The 24,301-nt window shown below is 60.4% G+C and carries 19 protein-coding genes and 1 other annotated feature; of the genes, 4 read left to right on the plus strand and 15 right to left on the minus strand.

Annotated features, from left to right (window positions below; translation table 11 throughout):
• Positions 1 to 145: 145 nt before the first annotated feature.
• The 4 genes from C6Y32_RS07790 to C6Y32_RS07805 form a co-directional block, all read right to left on the minus strand.
• Positions 146 to 1,054 carry a nucleoside hydrolase gene (locus C6Y32_RS07790; protein WP_105204747.1) on the minus strand — a complete coding sequence of 303 codons (909 nt, stop codon included), beginning with the start codon at positions 1,052 to 1,054 and terminating at the stop codon, positions 146 to 148.
• Between the two features lie 239 nt (positions 1,055 to 1,293).
• Positions 1,294 to 3,795 carry an AMP-binding protein gene (locus C6Y32_RS07795; RefSeq protein ID WP_105204748.1) on the minus strand — a complete coding sequence of 834 codons (2,502 nt, stop codon included), beginning with the start codon at positions 3,793 to 3,795 and terminating at the stop codon, positions 1,294 to 1,296.
• A 2-nt stretch (positions 3,796 to 3,797) separates the two neighbouring features.
• Complete coding sequence (locus tag C6Y32_RS07800; protein WP_105204749.1) at positions 3,798 to 5,207, minus strand: alpha-isopropylmalate synthase regulatory domain-containing protein; 1,410 nt, start codon at positions 5,205 to 5,207, stop codon at positions 3,798 to 3,800.
• A gap of 208 nt (positions 5,208 to 5,415) precedes the next feature.
• Positions 5,416 to 5,660 (minus strand) — a binding site (T-box leader).
• Positions 5,661 to 5,798: 138 nt separating this feature from the next.
• Positions 5,799 to 6,467, minus strand: coding sequence for a flavodoxin family protein (locus tag C6Y32_RS07805; RefSeq protein ID WP_243562624.1), 669 nt, complete (start codon positions 6,465 to 6,467; stop codon positions 5,799 to 5,801).
• 334 nt (positions 6,468 to 6,801) lie between these two features.
• On the opposite strand from C6Y32_RS07805, the gene C6Y32_RS15645 reads away from it, so the two are divergent.
• On the plus strand, positions 6,802 to 6,945 hold the full coding sequence (locus C6Y32_RS15645; RefSeq protein WP_243562626.1) for a winged helix-turn-helix transcriptional regulator: 144 nt from the start codon (positions 6,802 to 6,804) through the stop codon (positions 6,943 to 6,945).
• A gap of 536 nt (positions 6,946 to 7,481) precedes the next feature.
• Here the strand turns inward: C6Y32_RS15645 and C6Y32_RS07815 are convergent.
• The 4 genes from C6Y32_RS07815 to C6Y32_RS07830 all read right to left on the minus strand — a co-directional run bounded on the left by C6Y32_RS07815 (position 7,482) and on the right by C6Y32_RS07830 (position 11,381).
• Positions 7,482 to 8,279 (minus strand): DUF3658 domain-containing protein, encoded by a 798-nt coding sequence (locus tag C6Y32_RS07815; RefSeq protein ID WP_105204751.1) that lies wholly within the window; start codon positions 8,277 to 8,279, stop codon positions 7,482 to 7,484.
• Positions 8,280 to 8,436: 157 nt separating this feature from the next.
• Positions 8,437 to 9,381, minus strand: coding sequence for a nucleoside hydrolase (locus C6Y32_RS07820; protein ID WP_164998183.1), 945 nt, complete (start codon positions 9,379 to 9,381; stop codon positions 8,437 to 8,439).
• A gap of 29 nt (positions 9,382 to 9,410) precedes the next feature.
• Positions 9,411 to 10,346, minus strand: a complete 936-nt coding sequence (locus C6Y32_RS07825) for a nucleoside hydrolase (protein ID WP_164998184.1) — start codon at positions 10,344 to 10,346, stop codon at positions 9,411 to 9,413.
• 99 nt (positions 10,347 to 10,445) lie between these two features.
• A complete protein-coding gene (locus tag C6Y32_RS07830; RefSeq protein WP_105204754.1) occupies positions 10,446 to 11,381 on the minus strand; it encodes a nucleoside hydrolase in 936 nt (311 codons plus the stop codon).
• A gap of 360 nt (positions 11,382 to 11,741) precedes the next feature.
• Here C6Y32_RS07830 and C6Y32_RS07835 point away from each other — a divergent pair, with 360 nt between their 5' ends.
• Positions 11,742 to 12,569, plus strand: a complete 828-nt coding sequence (locus C6Y32_RS07835; protein WP_105204755.1) for a polysaccharide deacetylase family protein — start codon at positions 11,742 to 11,744, stop codon at positions 12,567 to 12,569.
• Between the two features lie 56 nt (positions 12,570 to 12,625).
• Here the strand turns inward: C6Y32_RS07835 and C6Y32_RS07840 are convergent, their stop codons facing one another.
• The 7 genes from C6Y32_RS07840 to C6Y32_RS07870 form a co-directional block, all read right to left on the minus strand.
• The gene (locus C6Y32_RS07840) at positions 12,626 to 13,585 is read right to left on the minus strand and encodes a nucleoside hydrolase (protein WP_105204756.1); all 960 of its coding nucleotides are present in this window, start codon (positions 13,583 to 13,585) and stop codon (positions 12,626 to 12,628) included.
• On the minus strand, positions 13,582 to 14,496 hold the full coding sequence (locus C6Y32_RS07845) for a nucleoside hydrolase (protein ID WP_105204757.1): 915 nt from the start codon (positions 14,494 to 14,496) through the stop codon (positions 13,582 to 13,584). Before C6Y32_RS07845 ends, C6Y32_RS07840 begins: the two co-directional genes overlap by 4 nt.
• The gene (locus C6Y32_RS07850; RefSeq protein WP_105204758.1) at positions 14,489 to 15,955 is read right to left on the minus strand and encodes an MATE family efflux transporter; all 1,467 of its coding nucleotides are present in this window, start codon (positions 15,953 to 15,955) and stop codon (positions 14,489 to 14,491) included. The genes C6Y32_RS07845 and C6Y32_RS07850 overlap by 8 nt, the downstream gene beginning before the upstream one ends.
• 409 nt (positions 15,956 to 16,364) lie before the next feature.
• Positions 16,365 to 18,941, minus strand: a complete 2,577-nt coding sequence (locus C6Y32_RS07855; RefSeq protein ID WP_105204759.1) for an ABC transporter permease — start codon at positions 18,939 to 18,941, stop codon at positions 16,365 to 16,367.
• A complete protein-coding gene (locus C6Y32_RS07860) occupies positions 18,938 to 19,621 on the minus strand; it encodes an ABC transporter ATP-binding protein (RefSeq protein ID WP_105204760.1) in 684 nt (227 codons plus the stop codon). The genes C6Y32_RS07855 and C6Y32_RS07860 overlap by 4 nt, the downstream gene beginning before the upstream one ends.
• 134 nt (positions 19,622 to 19,755) lie before the next feature.
• The gene (locus tag C6Y32_RS07865; RefSeq protein WP_164998185.1) at positions 19,756 to 20,754 is read right to left on the minus strand and encodes a sensor histidine kinase; all 999 of its coding nucleotides are present in this window, start codon (positions 20,752 to 20,754) and stop codon (positions 19,756 to 19,758) included.
• 1 nt (position 20,755) lies between these two features.
• The gene (locus tag C6Y32_RS07870) at positions 20,756 to 21,439 is read right to left on the minus strand and encodes a response regulator transcription factor (protein ID WP_105204762.1); all 684 of its coding nucleotides are present in this window, start codon (positions 21,437 to 21,439) and stop codon (positions 20,756 to 20,758) included.
• A gap of 1,273 nt (positions 21,440 to 22,712) precedes the next feature.
• Here C6Y32_RS07870 and C6Y32_RS07875 point away from each other — a divergent pair.
• Both C6Y32_RS07875 and C6Y32_RS07880 read left to right on the plus strand, forming a co-directional pair.
• Positions 22,713 to 23,585, plus strand: coding sequence for a DUF5685 family protein (locus C6Y32_RS07875; RefSeq protein ID WP_105204763.1), 873 nt, complete (start codon positions 22,713 to 22,715; stop codon positions 23,583 to 23,585).
• Positions 23,586 to 24,242 (plus strand): J domain-containing protein, encoded by a 657-nt coding sequence (locus C6Y32_RS07880; protein ID WP_105204764.1) that lies wholly within the window; start codon positions 23,586 to 23,588, stop codon positions 24,240 to 24,242.
• The last annotated feature ends 59 nt before the right edge of the window (positions 24,243 to 24,301 follow it).

Raw genomic sequence — 24,301 nt, forward strand, 5'->3', positions numbered from 1 at the left:
CCTCCTTCGCCTGCCCATCATAGCAAAAAGCGGGGCGCTGCCTCTACATCATTCTTGCCCAACCGCCGTCAACCGCCGCCCATTGGCCGGCTCCGCCACACAAAAAGGCGGGGCGGCTGCAGGCCGTCCCGCCGGTGGTGACCCATCAGCCCCCATATTTGGCAAACAGGTCTAAGATCAGCTGCACAAACCCCTTTTTTTGCATGTGCAGCGCCACCAGCGCATTGGGTCGGTCGCTGGCAAAATCGCACACCGTCTGCCCCAGCCGCAGCTGGTCGCGCAGCTCGATGTGCACCTGCGCCGGCTGGGCGGTGATGATCTCGGGGCGCAAGATCCAGGCCACCGTCACCGCGTCGAAGATGATGCTCTCACCATTTTTAAAGTCCTGCATCATCTCCCGCGCAAAGTAGCCGGCCGCCTCGTTTTGCAGCGCCTCCAAGCGCTCTGCATCCTCCACGCTCACCCGGCCGTCACGGCACACCTCTATGCCGCACATCACGATGGGGACACCGCTGCGAAACACGATATCCGCTGCCTCGGGGTCTACATAGATGTTGAATTCGGCAAACTCGGTGGTGTTTCCGCCGGCCGCCGCGCCCCCCATCAGCACCATGCGCAAAATGTTTTCTTTGCACTGGGGGTACTTCTGCAGCAGCTTGGCGATGTTGGTCAGCGGCCCCAGCGGGATAAGAGTCACCGGCTGCTCGCTCTTCTGGATCAGGTCGTACAAAAAGTCTTCTGCCGGGCGGGGATCTACCGGTACCCGCTCCTCCTTTGCCCCCGCAAACAACATGTGGATGGGGCGCCCGGTTTCGATCAGGTCCCGCTGCAGCGGCCCGGCTGCGCCGGCGGCAAACGGCACTGCGGGGTCGGTAAACGACAGGGTCCGCCGGGTGTTCTTCACCACCCGGTCTAAAGTCAGGTTGCCGGCCACCGCCGATACCCCCAGCACCTCCAGCTGGTCGCTGGCAATGGCCATAGCGATGGCAAAGGCGTCGTCCGAGCCGGTGTCGCAGTCTAAGATCACCGGCATTTTTACAGCTTCTATGGGCATAGTATCGCTCTCCTCTAGCACTTCTCTTCCACTCTAGTATACCGTTCCTGTCGGCAGCCGGCAACCTCACACCGGCAATTTTCTGTATGCCCCCAACACCGTGCGCCCCACTGTGCACCATGCCCAAAAAAGTATATCGGGCACCGCTGCAGCCCACTTGACCGCCAATGGCAAAAGGCCCCGGGGCAGGTCTTTGCCCCGGGGCCCTCGGCGGCGATGACACAGGCCATCCGGCAGCTCTAGTCTCCCAGGCCCAGCTTTTTCACCGCGTCTTCACGCATTTTATACTTGAGTATCTTTCCGGCCACATTCATGGGGAACTCCGCCACAAAATCGATGTACCGGGGCACCTTGTGCCGGGCCATGTGATCGGCGATGTAGCCGCGCATCTCCTCGGCGGTCATCTGCTGGCCCTCTTTTAAAATGATACAGGCCATGATCTCCTCGCCGTAGCGCTTGTCCGGCACGCCGATGACCTGTACGTCCTGCACCTTTGGATGGGTGAAGATGAACTCCTCGATCTCTTTGGGGTAGATGTTTTCGCCCCCGCGGATGATCATGTCTTTCAGCCGCCCGGTAATGCGGTAGTTGCCATCCCGGTCGCGGCAGGCCAGGTCGCCGGTGTGCAGCCAGCCTTCGGCGTCGATGGCCGCCTCGGTGGCGCCGGGCATCTTGTAATAGCCCTTCATGATGTTATAGCCCCGAGCCACAAATTCGCCGGTCTCGCCGTCTTGGCAATCAGCGCCGGTATCGGGATCGATGATCTTGCAGGACACGTTGGCAAAGGCGCTGCCCACCGTGTCGGTGCGCACCTCCAGCGGGTCGGTAAAGCTCGACATGGTACACCCCGGCGAGGCCTCGGTCTGGCCGTATACGCTCACGATCTGGCGCATATTCATCACCTCTGCCGCCTGGCGCATGAGGTCGGCCGGGCAGTTGGAGCCGGCCATAATGCCGGTGCGGATGTACGAGAAATCGGTGGTGGCAAAATCGGGGTGGCCCATCATGGCGATAAACATGGTGGGCACACCGTTAAAGCAGGTGATGCGCTCGGCGCTCACACAGGCCAGTGCCGAGGCCGGCGAGAAGTACGGCAGCGGGCACATGGTGGTGCCGTGGGTCATCGAGGCGGTCATCGACAGCACCATACCGAAACAGTGGAACATCGGCACCTGTATCATCATGCGGTCGGCGGTGGAGAGGTCCATGCGGTCGCCGATATACTTGCCGTTGTTGACCACGTTGTAGTGGGTGAGCATAACGCCCTTGGGAAAGCCGGTGGTGCCGGAGGTGTACTGCATGTTGCACACGTCGCCCGGGTCGACCTTGGCCGCCAGGCGGTAGACTTCCTCTACGGGCACGTTGTCCGCCCGCTGCATGGCTTCCTCCCAGCATAGGCAGCCGGGCACCTTGCAGCCCACGGTGATGACGTTGCGCAAAAACGGCAGTCGGCGGCTATGCAGCGGCTGGCCGGGACGGGTGGTGGCCAGCTCTGGGCAGAGCTCCTGCACGATGCTCTTGTAGTGGGCGTCGCGAAAGCCCTCCACCATGATCAGGGTGTGGGTGTCCGACTGACGCAGCAGGTACTCGGCCTCGTGGATCTTGTAGGCGGTGTTCATCGACACCAGCACCGCGCCGATCTTGGTCACCGACCAAAAGGCGATGAACCACTGGGGGATGTTGGTGGCCCAGATGGCCACATGGCTGCCCGCTTTTACCCCCAGCGAGATAAGCACCCGGCAAAACTGGTCCACGTCGTCGCGGAACTGGGCGTAGGTGCGGGTGTAGTCGAGGGTGGTGTATTTAAAGGCGTACTGGTCGGGGAATTCCTCCACCATGCGGTCGAGCACCTGCGAGAAAGTCAGGTCGATGAGGTCGTCTTTCTTCCACACGAACTGGCCGGTGTGAGTGGTGTTGTCGTACAGGTGGTGCGGTGCCCGCGACGGGCTGCCGAACTGCTCCATATAGGTGACGAAGTGGGTAAAGATGACCTCCATATCCTGCAGGCCCGGCATCCACTGGGGGTCCCATTCCAGCGAGATAAATCCGTCGTAGTTGATCGAGCCCAGCGCCCGCATGAGCTGATCCATGGGCAGGCTGCCCTCGCCGATAAGGCAGTACACCGGCCGGCCGTCTTCCCCCACGGTCGAGTCTTTTACGTGTACATGGCGCACATAGGCCCCCAGGTTTTGGATGGTCTCCTCCGGCTGTTCGCCGTGGTCGCGATAGGGGTGGTGCAGGTCCCACAGCGCCGCCAAATGGTCAGAGGCAAACCGGTTGAGCAGGTCCCGCAGCGCCGCCGTATCAGAAAAAATGCCCACCGTCTCTAAAAGCAGTGTCACCCCCAGCTCCTCGGCCCGCGTTACCAGCTGCTTTAGGCAGTCGCCGGCGGCCTCTACAGCGCTCTTTCCGCCGCTGGTGGCGTGCACCCGCACGTAGGGCACCCGCAGGTCTTTGGCCGTCTGCATACAGGCGGTCACCTCGGCCACAGTATCGGCCCGGCCGGCGATATCCGAGATATCGCACACCGAGTCGAGACAGGGGATGGAGAGCTGCTTTTCAAACAGGTCGCGCACTGTGGCCGCGGCGTGGTGGGGGCCAAAAGGCCCGTGCTTGCCGGCCAGCTCCCCCTGGTGGATGCCCCGCAGCTCAATGCCCTGCATGCCGGTCTCCCCGGCCACAGCTACAAATTCATCCCAGCTGTACCCCTGCCAGCCATTTATCGAAAACGAAAGTCTCATTGCTACATCTCCTCGTATACGATCTTGTTGAGCGCGTTCATGTACGCGTGGATACTGGCGCCGATCACGTCGGTGGATATACCCTGCCCGGCGTACAGCTTGCCGCCGGCCCGCAGCCGCACCAGTGCGGCGCCCATAGCCTCACGGCCCTCGGTCACCGCCTGGATCTGAAAGTCGTCCAGCTCGTAATGGTGGCCGATGATCTGCTCAATGGTCAAAAAGGCGGCGTCGATAGGGCCGTCGCCCACACAGATACCGGGCATGATGCGCCCGTCTTTTTCCAGTTCGATCTGGGCGCTGGCGGCGATCACGTTGCCGGCGTTGATGACATAGCTGCGCAGCTTGTAGGTGGGGGGCACCTGCAGGGCGTTGGTGGCCACGATGACTTCCAGCTCCGGCAGGCTCACCTCTTTTTTGGCGGCGATGTGGCAAAATGCCTCGTACACCTTGGCCATGTCGTCCTCCGAGAGATCATATCCCAACTTTTGCACCGCCCCGGCCACCGCGGCCAGGTCGTCGTGGGCGCTCAGGGCGCCGCCTTGCTGGGCCTTACCCACCCCGTGGTCAAACGGCGAGCGCCGGCTGCGCTCGGTCTCGGCCATCCAGCGTATCTGGTCGATGGTGCGCTGCAGCTCGGTCACCCTGATGTCGGTGTACACCGAGCAGGCGTCGCCCCTGGCTCTGATGATCTGGCTCATGGCCCCCATGCCCGGGCAATCGGCGGTGCAGCAGCTCACCTTGATCTCGTCGGCCCCGGCCCGTATGGCCGATACCGCACAGGCTACCGCCATGCCCAACTCGTCGCCGCAGGCGGCCCCCAGCGACACCTGCCCGCAGGCGGGCACCGCTTCTTTCACCGCCCCGATAAAGTGGCCAAACTCGCTGGGCAGCATGGTGCCGGCTGTATCGGCCAGGCTCACGACAGTGGCACCGGCGGCGATAGCGGCTTCTACGGCGCGGTACAAAAAGTCCTGCTCGGCACGGGTGGCGTCCTCGGCCAAAAATTCCACCTCGCCGCACAGCGTCCGGCACCGCCGCACCAGCATGTCGATCATCTCCAGCACCGCCGCCGGCTTTTTGTGGCAGCTGTACTCCATCTGTACCGGGCTCACCGGCACCGCCACCTGCAGGCGCGGTCTTTTGGCCCCGCGCACCGCCTCCCAGGCACTGTCTACCCCCGCCTCGCTGTGGGCCACCGGCACGCTGACTACCGCCTGTGCCGCCAGATTGGCGATAGATTTGATGAGCAGTGCATCCACCTGGGGATCGTCGATGGCCGATACCTCGATGACCGGGGCGCCCACCCGGTCGAGCAGTTTGGCGATCTCTATTTTTTCTTTAAAGCTCAGCTGGGCGGCCGATCCCTGCCGCGCGGTCTTTAAGGTCATGTCTGCCAGTATAATGTTGCGCATAGTATCTCGCTCCTGTCTCTCACGCCCGGCCTGGGGCCGGTCAAAACCTCTCTCAACAAAAAAATCCCCGAGGTCTTATATAAGACCTCAGGGACGGATGTGCTCCGCGGTACCACCCTGTTTACCGCCCGCCGTGCAGCTTCGCCGCGATACACAGAGCCAAAATGCATCCGCCGATAAAAAAAGTCCCCGAAGCCCGGTATCAGGCTTCAGGGACGGAAGATCTTCCGCGGTACCACCCTGTTTATCGCCGCTGCCGTATAGCGCGCGATCACTTTTCGGGGCTCTAGCAAGCCCCTATCCGATAACGGGGAAACCGTGGCTCCTTACTCGGCTTACTTTAGGGAGCCCTGCTCGGGAGGCAGACTGCACAGGTCTTTCAGTACCGGCTCGCACCCGCCGCCGGCTCTCTGGAACGCTCCAGACCTGGCATAATTCCGTCAAAGCATTTTGTCATGTCGTAGGTTTAACATACTATACCGCCCCGGCGCTTGTCAAGACCAGAACCAATAAATATTTTTTTACTTTTTACGGCGTCCTCAGCCTGTCCGCCAACCCGTGCACCGGCAGCACCCGCTGCGGCCACATTTGCTACCGCCCCGCATCAGTACCGATACGCGCAGCCATCTGTACGCCGGCGTCAAAGGCGTTTTGGCAGTCGCGGGGAAACTGTTCCTGGTGCCAACGCCGTTTGGCCGGCTCGTCCCAGTAATCGGCCTGGTATTGACTGTAGTCGGTGAATTCGTAGGTGTCAAAGGCATATATCCGCTGCGGCTCGGCGTAAAAGGTGTAGGAGAAGTACTGCTCGGTGTCGCCGAGTACGGCTGGATAGCCCCGCCGGCGCATCTCCTCCTCGGTGACGTTCATGGTGTAGAGCACCGCCGTCTCGATCTTTTGCGGTGCCAAACTCCCACCGCCCCGCTCAAACGAGTGGTACTGAAAAAATAGCCGCTCCAACAGGCCCCGCAGCTGGGCGGTGATCTGGTGAAAATAAATGGGCGAGGCAAAGGCGATCCCATCGGCCTGCCGCAGCTTTTCTAGCACCGGCTGCAGGCCGTCACGATAGCTGCAGCGCCCATAAGTAGGGCCCCTGCGCTTGCACAAAAAGCAGCTGCGGCAGCCGGTATAGTCCAGGTCAAAAAGGTGAATGGTCTCCACCTCTGCCCCCGCCGACCGCGCCCCCTGCAAAAAGTGTTCCAACATGGTAGCTGTGTTCCAGTTTTTACGCGGCCCGCCGTTCACCCCGTAGATCTTCATCATATACGCTCCTCACTTCTGTACCCTTTATGGGTTTGCTTTTGTCAGTTTCTATTTTAAAAAAGCAGGTGTAAAGCAGCAAGTATGCACTTTTTTGGTGAGTACTATCAAAAAAGAAAGTATTGCCGTGAAGACTTATAAGGGGCAGGCAGCCGACAGTCAACATACCTATTTTGACTATACGTTATCGGTCATAGGCAGCAAATGGAAATTGCTGATACTCTACAACCTAGGTAAGTACGGAGGGGCTGAACTATAGCGAACTGCGGCGCACGGCGGACAGTGGACGGTGTGACCTACCAAACGCGCAGTACCACCCTCAAAGAGCTGTCCGCCGATGGGCTCATCCATCATCTACCGACACGAATACCCGCAGATCCCACCTAAGGTGGCGTATCGCCTCACCGGGAAGGGGCGCTCCCTGCTGCCCATCCCGGCCGATATGTGTCGCTGGGGCGAGTTACATCGGCCGCCGCACTAGACAAAAGCTACCGACCACCGGCCCTCTGCCCCCACATCTCGACATTGTCGGTCTACGACCAGCAATATTTATATAGAAAAGATGTGGTCCGCTATCGCGCGGGCCGTATCTTTTCCGCTCCCCACTCACCTTTTTCCGCTTTTTTCAGCCGCAAGCTGCCGCCGACACACAACGGCAAAACAATCTGTCTGCCCCGCTGGCTACAGCCGCACAGGTCCTCTGCCGGCAACGTTTCGCAAGGAGTACGTCTCCCAACAAAAAGCACATAGCTGCACCGCTTTAAAGGGCACCCTGCCGGTAGCGGAAACCGGGCCGTTTAGCGCCCCAAGCCTGTTTTGAAGTTTTGAAGTGGGGGATACTGCCTATCGTGCATATAGCCAGGCGCGCCGGCACCCGAAGGATCGCCCCTTCTCCGTGTACCTATTCTCACCCAAAAAGCTGCCGATACCATCACCGCGCTGCCCGCCTATCCTCCCCCTGTGCACTGTCTGGGGCAGTGCTGTACCCCATTTGTACAGGTGCTGTCTCCGCACAACTCATGCCCGGCGCAGCACACCGCTGTAGGGGTGGTCTCCCGTGGCGGGCCGTACCCAGAGCAGCGCCCCGGCAGCTGTCATGTCAAGCAGGCGCTGGTGCAGCCACCAGTCGCTCACTCCCGGCAGCCCAGCCAGTGCCCGCCCCAATACCTGGGCCTCTACAAAGGGGCCGTCTGGCATAGCCCGCAGCAGACAAAAATCATAAAAATCAGCTGGCACGCCCATCAGACGTCCATTCACCAGTGCCCGCAGTGGGTCGTCCTGCGCGGCCAGCTCGTGCCAGCGGTGCGCTGCCTCCTGCCGTTCGATGGCGCTCAGCGTCAGGGTGTCCCCCAGCAGCGCCGGCACCTCGGCCGGGTCGAGCTCTCCGGTGCCGCGCCGGCGCTGCAGCACCTCTTCTTTGCGCACCCAGGCCGGTACTGGCAACACCTGTATTGGGGTAGGTGTTTCCAGCAGATGCGCGCAAAGCCACAGCAGTCCGCACAGCTCATCCGGGGCCTCTAGGCTGATCCACGCCCGTATCGGCTCTCTGTCTGCTGCTGCCTGCGCCAAACGCTGTACCGTCTGCCGGTTCTGCGCCCACATGTCTGCAACCGCACCGCCATAGTCGGCCAGCAGCGCGTACAAAATCGCTCGGCGACACTCTATATCCCGGTGCGCACCACCGATCCGGCCGATATCCAGGGCCAACGTCAGTGGCCGCACCTCACCAAGGTCTGCTTTGGCAGCGCCGGGCAGGTGGCGGGCGCACTGCAGTGCGCCTGCGGCACTGTCGCCAAAGGTAAGTTCTATTGCCATGTTCGTCTCCCATTCTCGCGCAGTCCCGGTCGGCCGCTACTCTTTTTACCGCGGCGATCCGTATCTGTCAGCGCTGTCTAAAAATCCTTATAAAAGGGGAGCAGGGCCGCCGCACGGCACCCCTGCTCCCCTTTTTCTCACAGTAGATCTCGCTATATCAGCGATAGAACGCGATCATTTTTTGCAGCATGTCTTTAAAGCGGGCCTTATCTACATACATCGCCACATCCACATTGGGCGTGCGCCCTAAATGCCCCCCGCGGTCGACCACCGTCTGGCCAATGCTCTGGCTGCTCTCGGTCTCGCAGGTGACGTAGTACGGCGCCGTTTTCACCATATCCGGGTCGATCAGCGCACCCACGGTGATGGCATCGTGCATGATCAGGTCCCACCGACGGCCCTGCCGCAGGATCTCTTTGATAAATTTGTTGATAGCCGCCAACAAAAAGGTGATCGCACACGGCGTGTCGGTCAGCTGCTCAAACTCCTCCAGCGTAAACTCGGCGTACCGGGTGGCGTTCAGCCCCACCATGGTCACCGGGATACCGCTCTTAAAAACGATATCACAGGCGTGCGGGTCCACCCACACATTAAATTCGGCGTAGGGGCTCACATTGCCGGTGGTGGCCGATCCACCCATCATATAAATGCGCTTTACATAGTGCCGGATGTCGGGGTGTTTGAGCAGGGTGATGGCAATATTGGTCAGCGGACCGATAGCCGCGATCACCAGCTCACCCGGGTGAGCCAGCGCCTCCTCATAGATCACATCCCAGGCAAATTTGTCCTCCTGTTTTGCACCCGCCCGGTTCTCGATCAGCACACCGGCCATCCCGTGGCCACCGTGGATATCGTCTTTATTCTGGTATCCGGCCAAGCCGTCAAAGATCAGCGCCCGCTTGGCGCCTTTTGCCACGCGGCAGCCACCGCCCATAAAGCCGGCCAGTCGCACCGCGTTGTCGCTGGTGTACGTATAAGAGGAGTTGCCCGCCACCGGTGTCAGCGCCAACAGGTCTATATGCGGGCAGCTGTTAGCCAGCAAAATAGCTACTGCGTCGTCCGTTCCCGGGTCGCAGTCGATGATCAGTGGAATTTTCTTCACGGCAGATCCCTCCCTCAACTGCCGGCCTGCTACTGGGCGTAGCAGGCGATGCAGTCGCGCAGCATCTGCACAAATTTCTCTTTATCTGCCGACATGGCCACATCCACATTGGGCTCGCGGTGCAGATGGCCCTTAAAGTCCACCACCGTCTGGCCCACGCTCTGGCTGCTCTTGGTCTCACACACCACATAGTACTTCTCGGTGTGCAGCACAGTCGGGTCGATGACCGCCGCCACAGCCAGCGCATCGTGCAGTGTCACTGCGTCGGGCCGGCCCATGGCTTTGTGGCTCTCGATAAAGTACTTGCGCATGCCCCGCAGCAGCAGGTCTATTTTAGTGGGCTGGGCCAGCAGCGCCTCCTGCTCCTGGCCGGTCAGGGTAGTCATCCTGGTGGCGTCCAGCCCCACCATGGTGATAGGCACCCCGCTCTTGAACACGATGTCGCAGGCATGGGGGTCTATCCAGATGTTAAACTCCGCATAGGGGTTGGTGTTGCCGGTGCCAAAGGCGCCGCCCATCATCACGATGCGCTTGATATTCTTTTTGGCTTCGGGGTGTTTTAAAAAGGTGATGGCGATGTTGGTCAGCGGGCCAACAGCCAGGATCACCAGTTCGCCGGCGGCTCTCTCAGCCTCCTCGGCGATCACGTCCCAGGCATATTTCTCGTCAAAATCTCTCTTGGCCTTGGGCAGCTCTACCCCGCCCAGACCGTTTTCACCGTGCACGTCGGGGATGGGGTTCACCCCGCCGATGACCGGCCGGTCAGCGCCCAGCGCCACCCGGCAGTCGATATTGAGGTACTCGCGCAGGTTCAGGTTGTTGGGGCCGGTGTGTTTTAGCTCTACATTGCCGTTTACCGCCGTCAGCGCTCTAATGTCCAGCTTGTCGCTGCTGTTGGCCAATACGATGGCCCAGGCGTCGTCGGTACCGGTGTCGCAATCTATGATAACAGGGATCTTATCCATATATGTAACCGCCATTTCTCCGCGCCGTATATAAATCCTCGCCCGCCGCCGCGCGGCAGCGCCGGGCACTCTTTTCCTGTTTGGTGTACGCGCCTTTGCCTATTTAAATTTGCGGCAGGCGTCGGCCAGCATGCCCACAAACTTCTCGCGGTCCAAGTCCATAGCCACCTTGGCGTTGGGGGCTTTACCGGTCAGGCCCAGAATATCGCAGACGGTACAGCCCTGGGTGTAGCCGCCGTCAATATCTACGGTCACATACATGTCCTCCAGCTTTACCGGCGTATCCGAAAGCAGGGCCGCCACAGCCACTGCGTCGTGCATGGGCACCTCTTTAAAGTTGGTACCGGGCAGGTCGTGATCTTTAAAGAAATCCATCAGTCCGGCGATCAGGTCGCCGCCCTTGGTGCCGATCTGGTGGAACTGCTCGATCTCCTCGGCGGTCACTCTGGCCTTGTTGGTAGCGTCGAGCCCGCACATGATGATGGGGATACCGGAGTCAAATACCACTCTGGCTGCCTCGGCATCCTCCCAGATGTTAAATTCTGCCGTGGGCGACCAGTTGCCGCCAATGGCCGCGCCGCCCATCAGGCTGATGCAGCGGATCTTGTCGTGCAGGTCGGGGTTCGACAGCAAAAAGATAGCGGTATTGGTCAGCGGGCCCATGGCCACGATGGCCACCTTCTCGTCGCTCTTTCGCACGATGTCGGCCATAAAATCGCAGAAGTTCACATCCAGCGGCTGGTGGGTGATGGGGGGAAACACCGGGCCGTCGAGACCCGACTCGCCGTGTACGCTGTCGGCGATGCTCAGCTCCCGCGAGAGCGGCTGACTGGCGCCTTTGACTACCTGGATATCGGTGCGGCCCAGCCACTCCAGCACGCGGATGGCGTTGGTCGAGGTGTTTTGCAGTGTGCTGTTGCCAGCCACCACCGTCATGCCTTTTACCTCCAGCTCATCGCTGGCCAGCGCCAGCGTCATGGCCATCGCGTCATCGTGGCCCGGGTCGCCGTCTAACAAAATCGGAATACGTCCCATTTTCTCGTCCTCCTGTTTGCCCTTATTTTCCCGCCCCGCCAAAAGTGCCCGCTGCGGCGGCAAAACCCCGCAAAAAAGGCCCGTCCCACGGGCGGCAGGTCGGTTTTTTCCTATGATTTCAGTATACCGGCTGCCTTTAAAAATTACAATCTTTTTTTGGTGTTTATCCACCTCCTTGCATGAAAACAGCCTGTCTCACCAGCTGTTATTCGTCTATTTGAATAGTTTTAAAACATAGTTTCTGGCATGTTGTACACCTCATCTACCGAATACACCACCTGGATTTATAGAGAGCGGCGCATATTCTGGCGCCCGGGGCGATATATCTGGTAGTACAGAAAAAAGCTAGAAGGTGTCAATATGAAATGTATCACGATCCGCCTGAGAAAACGCATGCTGCTCATTCCCGTGGGGGTGGTGGCTGCCGTAGCGCTGGCCATCGGCATCGGCAGCCACCTAAAGGGGCAAAAAACGCAATACTGCAATTTCCCCGACGGTTACGGCGAGCACATCGAGACCACCGCTCCATCCGATGCCATCGGCACCGGGCAAAAGATCGCCTATCTCACCTTTGACGACGGCCCCAGCGACGAGACCGAAAAGATCCTCGACTGCCTGAAAGAGAAAAACGCCAAAGCCACCTTTTTCGTGCTGGGCACCGAGCTGGATAAGCGCCCCGACCTGTACCGCCGCATCGTCGACGAGGGCCATGTGCTGGGGCTGCACTCCTTCTCCCACGAGTACAAGAGCATCTATCAGAGCCCCGAATCGTTCTTTCAGGACCTGAATATGCTCAAAGAACCGCTGGAGGCTATTGCCGGCCAGCCCATCAGCGCCTATCGCTTCCCCGGCGGCTCCTCCAACACGGTACACCGCAAATTCAGCAACGTCAGCAATTTTATGGACACCGTTATCGAGCAGCTCACCGCCCAGGGGATCCAGTATTTCGACTGGACCGTCTCGGCCGACGACTCGGTAGGCTCTAAAAAGAGTACCGATTACCTGGTTAACAAGGTGGTCAAAGAGTCTCTGGAGCAGGAGACCCCGGTCATCCTCATGCACGATGCCCCCGGCCACGATACCACCGCTGCCGCCGTGCCCCAGATCATCGATCAGCTCACCGCTCAGGGCTACACCTTCCAGAGCCTCTCCGAGTCCACCCCCTGCCACCACCAGCGGTATAATTGATCTCGTCGCTCAACTACAGATAAAAAGCGCTGCCTGCAGGCAGCGCTTTTTGACGGTCATCTTTCCTCGTAAAAGGCAAACATCTGCCGGTACAGCTCGGTAATGCGCGCAGCGTCAACCTGCAGCGCCACCTCACAGTTACGGGGTCTGCCGCTCACCCCGTCCCAGTCTACCAGCGTGCGCCCCACAGACGGCGTGCCGCTCACTTCGATCAAAACAGGGTAGCGGCGGCAGCGCAGCAGCGTATCGTCGATCATACCCGCCACCGCTACCGCATCGGGCAGCTCGGGCACATAGTGCAAAATGTCTGTGTCGGGGCGCCAGCTCCTGGTCTGCTCGGCGCTGTAATCCATCATCTGCCGCAATTTTGAGAGTACCGCCCCCGGCCGGTGTATGCCGCTCTGCCACACATCTGCCGCACAGATCCCCTGTGCGGTGCAGTTTAACCCCACCATGCGCAGATCGATACCGCTCGTAAATACGATGTCTGCGGCCAGCGGGTCCTCCCAGATATTAAATTCGCCGTAAGCCGAGTGATTACCCGCTGTCGTCGAACCGCCCATAATGTGCAATTTATCGATCATAAAGGCGGCCTCGGGGTGTTTGCGCAGCATGATCGCCACATTGGTCAGTGGCCCCAGCGCCGCGATCTCCAGTTTTCCCCGGCACCGGCATGCCTCATCGTAGAGGATATCCCAGGCTGGGCGCCGGTCAAGCTCTCTGCGGGCCCGGGGCAGCTGTACGCCGCCCAACCCAGTTGGTCCGTGTACATATTCGGCGGTGATCAGGTCGCCCATCAGCGGCGTCTGTGCCCCGGCGCCGACTGCACAGTCTAAGCCTATCAGGGCCGCTGTATCTCTGGCATTGGCCGCTGTATATTCCGGCCTCACATTGCCGCCCAGGGTGGTGATCGCGCGAATGTCGAACTGCTGGCTGCTGTGGGCCAGCAGTATGGCTACAAAGTCATCGATGCCCGGGTCGCAATCGATGATCAGCGGTCGCTTTGCTCTGCTCATCCCTGTCTCCTCCTGTCGGCACTGGCGGCGGTGTCAAACAGCCACTGCACAAATCTTTGCCGTACCAGCGCCAGTACCACGTCGGTATTGGCGACCTTGTCAGGGTAGTACCCCGACATGAGCGCCACTGTACTGCCGCGGGTATAGGCGCCGTTTAGATCGATCTCTACCGGGTATCGGCGCAGGTTCACTTCATCGGGCCGGCACAAAACGTAGATGGCAGCTGCCCGGCGCAGGCACGCCGCATCTTTAGCCAACTCGGCCACCAGTCTGCCAATGTCGCCGCCACGGTCGTATAGGCCGCTCCTCTCGGTCGGACACATATAACAGGAAGTCTCTACATCGGTGCCGCACATGATCAGCGGCAGGCCCGACCGAAAGACGATCTGCGCCGCCTCTGGGTCGCACCAGATATTGTGCTCCGCTGCCGGTGTGCGGTCTCCACGCACTGTACCGCCGCCGGCGATCACGACCCGATCCACCTCCCGGCACAGCTGGGGGTAAGCGATCGCCAGGTCGGCCAGGTCGGTCAGTGGGGCTACCGCTGCCAGGCATATCTCTCCCACTCTGCCGCGAATAACCTCTGCCATAAATTCTGCTGCCGGCTGCGGTGGGCACAAAAATTCTGCCGGGGGCAAAAAAGCGCGTTCCACCGGCGGCTCTTCACCCGTCTGAGCAACCAAGTGGCTCTGGCTGCACAGCGGCCGCCCGTTCCCCACATAAATGGGCAGCTCTATCTGCAAGTACTCGCACAGGCGGGCCACTGTCACCGCTGTCCTATCGGCCGCCCCCCACCTCCCGGTACAGGTCACCCCCTCTACACTGAGCTCCTCGCTGGCACAGGCCAGCACCAGTGCCAGCAGGCTGCCATCGCTGCCGTCTACATCTATGATCAGCGGTTTCTTATGCATCTTCTGTCACTCCTGTCACCTCGTCTGGGGCCCCTTTTTGCGCACCGCCGTCAGGCAGCTGCCCATCTTTTGGCCAGCTGCCTGCAGTGACACCTTTGCTTTTCCACCGGCCCGACAGATAGCGCCCGGTGGCACAGAGCGCCTCAGCTCCCCATCCAATGACCATCGTTGCCCACAGGCCCTGATATCCCATGCGCGGCGACAGCACGTATGCGGCGGCCACCTTTACCAGTATGCTGGCAAAGCCGATGACCATGCAAAACGTCACGTCACCGGCACCTTTGAGCACCCCTTCTGCCGAAAACAGCAGCGCCATAAACAGCGACGATCCAAACGTCCAGACCAGGTACGAGCTGCCGGCCTCGATGACCGCCTGTGCGCCCTGACCCGAGATAAACAGGCTGATCAGCGGCTCGCGCAGCAGTATGGCCGCCGCCCCCAGTACCAGCGCAAAGAAAAGCGATATGAGCAGCCCCCATCGGTAGCCGCTGCGCACCCGCTCGGTCTGGCGAGCGCCCATATTTTGGGCTGCAAAAGCTGTGACCGCGATCGAGATGCTGGTGATCGACATCATGATGATATTTTCGAACTTGATGGCTGCTGTATAGGCCGCCATGATCTGGGGCCCAAAACTGTTTACGAACCCCTGCATGATGATGATCCCGCCCGAGATCGCGATCTGCTGCAGCGTAGCGGGGACCGCCAGGCGAATGATCTCCCACAGCACCGACAGCTGAAATTGCCGTGCCAGCGTCTCTGTCGGCTGTAGCTGACTGCCGTCCTTTTGCTGCTCCTGCCGCTCCATCTGCCGCAGCTGCTTTTTAAAAAACACAAAGGCCAGCACCGAGGATACCGCCTGCGCGATCACCGTGGCCAGCGCTACCCCCGCTACCCCCATATCAAAAGCCAACACGAACAGCAGATCCAATACGATGTTCACCACCGAGGCCACCACCAAAAAAGCAAGCGGCATCTTAGAGTCTCCCAGTGCGCGAAATACTGCCGAGAGCATATTGTAGGTAAAGGTGAACACCAGTCCCAGCAGGTAGATGCGCATGTACACCAGCGACATGGGCATCACCGAAGCCGGCGTGCGCACCAGCGCGAGCAGCGGGCGGCACAGCAGCACACCAGCCAGCGATAAGACCAGCGAGAATCCGACCGAAAACACCGTGCTGGTCACCACTGCCTGCCGCACCTTCCTGCTGTTGCCGGCGCCAAAATGCTGGCCGATATAGATGGTGGCGCCGCTGCTCAAGCCAAAGGCCAGAGCGGTGGCACAAAAGGTGATGGTAAACGAATTGCCCACCGCCGCCAACGCGTCAAAACCCACAAAGTTGCCCACCACCACCGAGTCGACCATGTTGTACAGCTGCTGAAAGATGTTGCCCAGCAGCATAGGTACGGCAAAAAACAGGATCGTCTTCCCCGGTCTCCCGGCTGTCAAATTTTTGGTCACTACAGTTCTCCTTTCGGCTGACAGTTGCACAGCGCCGATAAACGGTTATACTCTCGTGGCCTGCAAAAAAGCGCGTGCAGAATAGACTGCACGCGCTTTTAAAGTTTCATTACAACAACAGAGCGCAACAAAACTGTGCAACAAAAAACGGCGTGGCAGGCCTAAAGATAGACCCACCACCACCGTAAGAGCACACAGCGATCCGCCGCGTTCTTATGATATTCATTATATGCAGAGACAGTTCCCAAAAGCAATGCACAAGATGCATAATCTATCTGTGAAAATTTCTCCTTTTTGACTGGTCCTGCCCGCTAGAGCAAAAAGGGCGGCACCGCCCCTCAAATGGCTCGTGCTGCCCTTTTGCTCTTTCTGTTTAGCGGGGGCCGGAGTGCTTTTCCCACCCCGAGCCCTATAGGTTCTCGTCTTTCAGCGCGTCGACCAGGTTGGCTCTGCGCATCTTGCCGGTGGCGTATAGCATCGTGCTGCCCACCAGCAAAAACACGCCGGCGGCCGCTCCCAGGTATGCCGTCCAGGGGAGCATAAAGCCAAAATCAAAGTTGCGCTCCAGTGCCTTGTACATGCCCAGGGCCACCAGCACCGCCATGGGCATCCCGTAGGCCAGCGCCTTGACACCGTAAAACAGGCTCTCACAGCGGACCATTTTGGTAAGTCCTCTGGGCGTCATGCCCACCGAGCGCAGCATGGCAAACTCTCTGGCCCGCAGCGCCACCCCGGTAGAGATGGTATTAAAGATGTTGGCCGCGCACACCAGCGTGATCAGGGCGATAAAGCCGTAGATAAACACCGATAAGATCCCCATCACCTGGCGGTTTTGCTCGCCGTAGTCCGATATGTTCATCACCCGCATCGCACCGGTCTTGGCCGCGGGCATCTGCATAATCTGGTTATACACCTGCACCGGGTTCACCGCGCGAACAGTCATCTGCGTGCCCAGGTCCACCTCGGGCAGAGCGGCGGCTATCTGGCGCACCGTCTCCTCGCTGGTCACCACGTACAGGTCGGTCAGCACCTCCTCATACCCGGCCATCACTTCGGTCTTTTCGCTGCTCTCTCCCACCAGCATCAGCGGGGTGCTGGCGCTGTCTGCCCCGCTCTCGCGGTGCAGGTACAGCACCGTGCCCGCCGGGTCTTTTAACTGCCGCACCGCCGTAAAGTTGTGCTCCTGCTTTAAGTTGAGCGGCGCTATCGCAATGCCGCTGCCGGTCTCGAGCGCGCCCCTGCCAATGCCCGCGCGCCGGCAGTAGTCCCGCAGCTGGTCCTCGGGCAGGCCGAACACCTGTATGTTAGGGCAGCTGGCGGTGCTGCCCTTAGGGGCGTATTTTTTAAAGTCGGGGTGTAGCTGGCTCTCATCCAGCTGTGTCCACAGCGCACCCTGCAGCACCGTGTAGCGGTCGATGCGGTCGGCGCCCTCTACCTGCTCTACCGCCGCGGCGAGCTGCTCCTGTTCCTCATCGGTGCCGCTGATATTCACCAGCAGGTCGTACTGTACCTGGTCCTGGGTCATCGCAAAGGCAGTCTGCATGTAATCGGTAAAGGTGGCAGCAGTCAAAAACAGCACCACGCTCACCACCAGCGACAGCAGCGTGGCCCGGTAGCGGTTTTTGCTGCGTTTCATATTTTTCAGTCCCAGCTCGGCCTCAAAGCCAAACAGCTTGCCGGTCAGGCGGCTGGTCTTTACCTGCCTGGCCCGCAGCTTTTGCTCCCCGTTTCCGCGAATGGCGTCGATCGGCCCCATCTTCGAGGCCCGGCGCGCCGGCACCCAGGCCGAGATAAACAGCACCAGCGCCGAAAACAGCGCTGCGAACACCGCCACCCATGGGTTCATCACCACCTGCATGGCCGGCCCATCGCCCATCAGGCTGTCGAGCATGGGGCCCACCGCCAGAAAAGTCACCCTGATACCCAGCCAGCCAAACAGAATGCCCAGCGGTATCGCCGCCGCGCCGATGACCGACGCCTCAAAAAATACGCTGGCCCGCTTTTGCTGGCGGGTGGCTCCCACGCTGGCCAGCATCCCCAAGGTGCGGCTGCGCTCCGACAGCGAGATGGCAAAGGCGTTGTAGATCAGGCTCACCGAGCCGATGAGGATGACCAGGCACAGCGTCACGACGGTGGTCGTCAACGTGGTCATCAGGTAGGTGTCCTCCATCACCCCGCTGTACATCAGCAGCGACGAGTTAAAACTCACCGCGCACGAGAGCTGCTCGGCGATGCGCGCACCGTCGCGAAACAGCTGGCGGCTCAGGTGGCTGTTCTCCACCCGTATATCCACCGTGGCGTCGGCCGGCAGCGCCGCGAGGTCCAATCCGCTTATGCCGGTATAGCCGTACATCCAGCTGGTCTCCATATTGGTGCGCATCGCGGCGATGCCCACCACTGTAAATGTCTGCTCCCCTGCCGGTTCCCACAATGTCTCCTCGTCCTGGGCGTCCTGCTGGGTCACGTAGCGACGCCCCTCGCTGCCGTCCTCCTGGGTGTAGGGCACATACAGCGCCCCCACCGTCAGCGTCACCCTGTCTCCCACCTTCCACTCGTAGCCCGAGGTGTCTAAAAAGTCCTGCGACACCACCAGCTCATCTGTGCGCTCGGGGGCGCGGCCCTGGGTCATCCGCAGCGGCAGATGTTTTAAGCTGCCCGGTGCGTACCGGCCCACACACAGGTACTGCCGGGGGTCTTTGCTCTCGGGCAGCTGGGCATATTGGCCCTGGTAGCTCAGGCTGTAGCTTGCGGTATTTTCGTCTTCGGTGATAACAGCGGCCTCTTTTACCGGTACCCGCTCATAAGCCGTGTGCCACAGCCCTATGTTCTGAACGGTATTTTTCTGCATCTTGTCTAAAAACGACAGCGCGATAATGGCCACCGCCGTGACCATCGTCACCGATACGATGGTCCCCAGCACCGTCACCAAGGTGCGTTTTTTATTCTGGGCCATGTGCCGCAGCGTCAATCTCTGTATCACGTTCACCGCCGGATCACCTCGTCTCTGGCGATCTGGCCGTCCTCGATGGCGATGATGCGGTCAGCCTGCAGTGCGATCGACTCGTCGTGGGTGATGACGATGAGCGTCTGCCCGTTTTCCCGGTGAAAAGTCTGTAGCAGCTGCAGGATCTGGGCGCTGTTTTTCGAGTCCAGGTTGCCGGTGGGCTCGTCGGCCAGCACCAGCGCCGGGCTGGCCATCAGCGCCCGGCCAATGCTCACCCGCTGCTGTTGCCCGCCCGACAGCTGGCCCGGCAAATGCTTCATGCGCTCGCGCAGTCCCAGCGTCTCGCTCAGCTGGCACATGCGCCCCTCGTCTACCCGGCGTCCGTCCAACAGCAGCGGCAGGGCCATGTTCTCCTTTACCGTCAGTACCGGTATCAGGTTGTAAAACTGGTAGATCAGCCCGATCTGCCGCCTTCTAAAAATGGCCAAGGCGCTCTCGTCGAGCTGGTACAGGTCGGTCCCGTCGATCACCACCCGGCCCGACGTGGGGCGGTCCACCCCGCCCAAAATGTGCAGCAGCGTGCTCTTACCTGAGCCCGACGGCCCCACGATGGCCACGAACTCGCCCCGCTGCACCGAGAAAGATACCCCCTTGAGCGCATCTACCCGGGCCTCCCCCGCACCGTATCGCTTGCACAGATCGTTTACCTGCAATAGCTGCATTTTTGTTCCCTCCTGTGTCCGGGTGGGCGTCTGGCTCGGCGCCCCTCTCCCGTCTATGCCCATCATACGGTCTGCACATGACGCTGCCGTGACCGGCGGGGTGACAGTTTCGTCACCTGCCAGCCGATCTCCCTCTACACCACCTGCTTATACAGCTTTACGGTAAATACCGCACCGCTCTCCCAGTTGCCGGCTGTCACGTCGGCGTTCTGGCTCTGCAAAATGGCTTTGGCCATCGCCAGGCCGATCCCCACGCTCTCCGGTCCGGCCCCTTGACCCTTGTAAAACCGCTCAAAGAGGCGCCCCAGGTCCGCCTGATCGATGCCCGGCCCGGTATCGCGGATATACAGGGCGATGTGCAGCGGGTTCTCCCGGCACGAAAGCGCCACCGTCCCCCCTGCCGGTGTGTGCTCAATGCAGTTTTTTACAATGTTGCCCACCGCCTCGGCCGTCCAGGACAGGTCGCCCCGCCAGTGCAGCTGGGGCGGGCAGTCCAGCTGTAACTGCACCCCCGCCAGCTCTGCCGGTATGCGCAGCGGCGTCAGCGACCGCTGTAACAGCGCGCACAGGGCCATGTCCTCTTTTTTAAAGTCCACCGCCGCCGCGTCGATGCGCGCCAGCCGCAGCAGCGCGCTCACCAGCCACTGGATGCGCCCCAGCTGCTCGGTGGTGCTGTGCAAAAACGTCTCCCGGCGCTCCTGTGGCAGGTCCGGCTCGGCCAGCAGGTCGGTCATCACAAACAGGCTGGTCAGCGGTGTTTTCAGCTGGTGCGAGATATTTTGCAGCGCCTCGGCCAAATAGGCTTTATCCGCCCCCAACTGCCGCGTCTGGCGCTTGAGTATGCTCACGATCTTGTAGATGTCGTTTTTCAGCAGACTCAGTTCTCCCTCGCGGTTGTCGCGGATATCCAGCGGCTCGCCGCCGGCGTATACCGCCGCCAAATAGTCGCACAGCGCTGCGATCTGCCGGTAGCGGTAGCGGGTAAAAAGCGCGTATAGGCCCCCCAGCACCAGGCAGCCGGCGCCGCACCACAGCCCCGGCAGCCCCCAGCGCCAGCAGCCCCCGGCACAGCTGACCGCCGTTACCGCCAGCCAGCTCCCAAACAGCAGTCTTATCTCCCGGTTGCGCAGCATCTCATCTCTCCTCCATGCGGTATCCCAGCCCCCGCAGGGTGGTGATCCGGGCAGCATCCCCCGCCTCGGCCAGCTTTTCCCGCAGCCGCTTGATGTAGACCGTCAGCGTGTTGTCCCCCACAAAGTCGCCGTCTATGTCCCAGATCCCCTCTAATAGCTGGTTGCGGGTCAGCACCTGGCCGGGGTGGGCGGCAAAGGTCAGCAGCAGTCGGTACTCCACCGCCGTCAGCGCCACCTCCTGCGCCCCCACCTGTACGGCCGCCCGCCGGGGGTAGATGCACAGCCTGCCAAAGCGCAGCACCTCCTGCTCGTCCTGTGCGCGCTGGGTCCGTCTCAGCACCGAGCGGATGCGGCTGAGCAGCTCCCGCAGCCGAAACGGCTTGGTGATGTAGTCGTCGCCCCCCATGTCCAGGCCCATCACCACGCTCAGCTCATCGTCGCTGGCGGTCAAAAACACCACCGGCACGTCGCTCTTTTTCCGCGCGGCGCGGCAGATGTCGTACCCGCTGCCGTCGGGCAGCATCACGTCTAACAGCAGCAGATCAAACTGCCGGCCGTCAAGCAGTTCTCTTGCCGCAGCACAGCAGTCGGCCGCCACCACCTGGTAGCCCTCGCTGGTCAGCGCATACAAAAGCCCCTGCATAATGGTCTTGTCGTCCTCTAAAAGCAGTATCTGCTCGGCCATGGTCGCCCCTCCTCTTTGCTCTCCTCCATTATAGCTATTTTTGCCCGCAGCGGGGTGACAAAATCGTCACCTGTCCCGCCTGGCCTCCGCTGTATCAAAAGCAGTTGCTAACCGGCCCTCAAACTTCACATCGGTGGCGCGCCCGCCTTGCGCCGGCGCTGCATGCCCGGCGTTTTTTGATGAGTATGCCCCCCGCAGGGCCTGCGACCCTGCATGCGCTACAATAAAAAATAGCCGCTCGGCGGCTTGCCGCGGCTGGCGCCGCTCTCTGTATGGGGCCAAGCCCCCATACCAGATATTTTTTGAATACGCCGGTTGCTGGCTGCCGCCAGCCGTGCTGTCGCACCCAAGATCTGGCGATTTTGGACCGGTTATTATAAAAAATAGCCGCTCGGCGGCTTATCGCGGCTGACGCCGCTCTCTGTATGGGGTCAAGCCCCCATACCAGATATTTTTTGAATACGCCGGTTGCTGGCTGCCGCCAGTCGTGCTGCCACACCCAAGATCTGGCGATTTTGGACCGGCTATTATAAAAATAGCTGCTCGACGGCTTACCGCGGCTGGCGCCGCTCTCTGTATGGGGTCAAGCCCCCATACCAGATATTTTTTGAATACGCCGGTTGCTGGCTGCCGCCAGCCGTACTGTCGCACCCAAGATCTGACGATTTTGGACCGGCTATTATAAAAAATAGCCGGTCGGCGGCTTACCGCGGCTGGCGCCGCTCTCTGTGGGGCCAGACCCCCACAGAATATTTTTTGACGAACGCGCACACCGGCTACCGCCGGCGGTACTACGCACCCGCAGGGCCTGCATCCCTGCACGCGCTACAATAAAAAATGGCCGCAGGCCGCTCTTTCGGCTATGTGGTCAGTCCTCTGTCCACCGCTGTAAAGGTCAAAATTTTAATTGCCGGGCAGCACAAGACAGCGGCCGCCTTTCATTTCTGTGTAAGGCCCCTCGCCCCATACAGTACACGAGCCGAAAACGCCGGCAAAACACCGGCAGCAGGCGGTCGTCTGCTGCGCGCTCCACCCCAAATCTGCGATTTTTTGCCGGCAGTTATAAAAAACAGCCGCCAAATACCCCTCAGTGGGGCTGCCGGCATCAAAAAGGCGGCCAAATCCATCTAAAATGTGTGGTTCGTTCACAAATTAGCAATTGAACATAACTGGCATTTGTTGTAGTATAATAATACTGATTTTTCGTATCCCGCCGCCGGCCGCGTACATCTGCAGCTGTGTCCGGCGGGCCGCTCTTCTGGGGGACATGCCTTTGTTTGGCTACGTAAAGCCGTTTAAGCCCGATCTACGCGTCTGCGAGTTCGATACCTATAAGGCCGTCTACTGTGGCCTGTGTCACCAGCTGGGAAGCAGTTTTGGCCCCTTTTCCAAACTGACTCTCAGCTATGATTTTGCGTTTCTCTCGCTGTTACAAATGGCTCTCGATCCCGCCGATCCCCAGTTCTCCAAGTGCCGCTGCATGGCCAATCCCCTCAAAAAAAAGGTCTGCTGCACCGAGAATGCGGCCCAGCGCTTTTCTGCCGGCTGCGCCATGATCATGGCCTATTATAAAATAAAAGACGATCTGCGCGACCACGGTATGGGCCGCAAGCTGCGGGCGGTGCTCTGTTACCCGTTCATGGCAAGAGCCCGCAAAAAAGCCAGTCGCACCTTTCCCCAGGTCGACGCGGTCATGGCTGCCGCCACCCGCGCCCAACAGCAGCTCGAAGACCAGCACTGCGCCAGCATCGACCGCGCCGCCGACCCCACCGCCACCTTTTTGCAGCAGGTCTTTGCCCAGATGGCCCAGAGCGACGCCCAGCGCCGCATATTGGGCCGTATGGGCTACCTGCTGGGCCGCTGGATCTATCTCATCGACGCGTTCGACGATCTCGAGAGCGACCTGCAGCGGGGCGACTACAACCCGCTGGCGCTGCAGTTTGGGCTGCAAAAAGGTCAGCCTGTCGACTGGCAGACCATCGGCGCCAGCATCACCGAGATCTGTAATCTCACCGTCGGGCAGCTGGCTGCCAGCTACCAACTGCTCGACCTGTACCACTACCAGAGTATCCTAGACAACATTATATACCTGGGCTTTAAACACACCCAGGGCCTTATCCTAGACAAGTATAAAGGGGAAAACTAGATGGATCCGTACAGAGTACTGGGCGTCTCCCGCGACGCCACCGACGAAGAGGTCAAGGCCGCCTACCGCAAACTGGCCGCCAAATACCACCCCGACAATTACCAGAACAACCCGCTCGAGGACCTGGCCGCCGAAAAGATGAAAGAGATCAATGCCGCCTACGACGAGATCGTCACCTCCCGTAAACGCGGCGGTTCCACCGGCCGGGCCGGTTCCGGCACCGGCTCCGCCGGTGGCTACAGTTATTCTGGCGCTGGCGCCGGTGCCGGGGGCGGCTCTACCCAGTACGCCGATGTGCGCCGGCTCATCCAGTCCGGCCGCATCGTCGAGGCCGAGGAGGTGCTCGACGGGGTGCCCACCGGCTCCCGCAGCGCCGAGTGGTATTTTCTCAAGGGGGTCATCTACTCCCAGCACGGCTGGCTCGAGGAGGCCATGCGCCACTTTAACCAGGCCCGGGTCATGGACCCGCAAAACCCCGAGTATCAAAACGCCGTCAATCAGATGAACGCCCAGCGCCGGGGCAACATGGCCGGCAACCCCTACGGCGGCTATAACACCCAACCGGCAGGCTGTTCCGGCTGCGATATGTGCAGCTCGCTCATCTGCGCCGACTGCTGCTGTGAATGTATGGGCGGCGACCTGATATCCTGCTGCTAGCTTTACCTCCGCCGATCTTCCATGGCAGGTAAAACTTCATTCTGTGGTATCGTCGGTGC

The organism is Neobittarella massiliensis (ex Bilen et al. 2018) (genome assembly GCF_900289145.1).
Classification (GTDB): Bacteria; Bacillota; Clostridia; order Oscillospirales; family Ruminococcaceae; genus Neobittarella; species Neobittarella massiliensis.

Excerpts from the sequence above, each read along its gene's own strand:
- C6Y32_RS07790 (WP_105204747.1), bottom strand. The coding sequence starts at position 1,054 with ATGCCCATAGAAGCTGTAAAAATGCCGGTGATCTTAGACTGCGACACC.
- C6Y32_RS07795 (WP_105204748.1), bottom strand. The coding sequence starts at position 3,795 with ATGAGACTTTCGTTTTCGATAAATGGCTGGCAGGGGTACAGCTGGGAT.
- C6Y32_RS07800 (WP_105204749.1), bottom strand. The coding sequence starts at position 5,207 with ATGCGCAACATTATACTGGCAGACATGACCTTAAAGACCGCGCGGCAG.
- C6Y32_RS07805 (WP_243562624.1), bottom strand. The coding sequence starts at position 6,467 with ATGATGAAGATCTACGGGGTGAACGGCGGGCCGCGTAAAAACTGGAAC.
- C6Y32_RS15645 (WP_243562626.1), top strand. The coding sequence starts at position 6,802 with ATGGGCTCATCCATCATCTACCGACACGAATACCCGCAGATCCCACCT.
- C6Y32_RS07815 (WP_105204751.1), bottom strand. The coding sequence starts at position 8,279 with ATGGCAATAGAACTTACCTTTGGCGACAGTGCCGCAGGCGCACTGCAG.
- C6Y32_RS07825 (WP_164998184.1), bottom strand. The coding sequence starts at position 10,346 with ATGGATAAGATCCCTGTTATCATAGATTGCGACACCGGTACCGACGAC.
- C6Y32_RS07830 (WP_105204754.1), bottom strand. The coding sequence starts at position 11,381 with ATGGGACGTATTCCGATTTTGTTAGACGGCGACCCGGGCCACGATGAC.
- C6Y32_RS07835 (WP_105204755.1), top strand. The coding sequence starts at position 11,742 with ATGAAATGTATCACGATCCGCCTGAGAAAACGCATGCTGCTCATTCCC.
- C6Y32_RS07840 (WP_105204756.1), bottom strand. The coding sequence starts at position 13,585 with ATGAGCAGAGCAAAGCGACCGCTGATCATCGATTGCGACCCGGGCATC.
- C6Y32_RS07845 (WP_105204757.1), bottom strand. The coding sequence starts at position 14,496 with ATGCATAAGAAACCGCTGATCATAGATGTAGACGGCAGCGATGGCAGC.
- C6Y32_RS07860 (WP_105204760.1), bottom strand. The coding sequence starts at position 19,621 with ATGCAGCTATTGCAGGTAAACGATCTGTGCAAGCGATACGGTGCGGGG.
- C6Y32_RS07865 (WP_164998185.1), bottom strand. The coding sequence starts at position 20,754 with ATGCTGCGCAACCGGGAGATAAGACTGCTGTTTGGGAGCTGGCTGGCG.
- C6Y32_RS07870 (WP_105204762.1), bottom strand. The coding sequence starts at position 21,439 with ATGGCCGAGCAGATACTGCTTTTAGAGGACGACAAGACCATTATGCAG.
- C6Y32_RS07880 (WP_105204764.1), top strand. The coding sequence starts at position 23,586 with ATGGATCCGTACAGAGTACTGGGCGTCTCCCGCGACGCCACCGACGAA.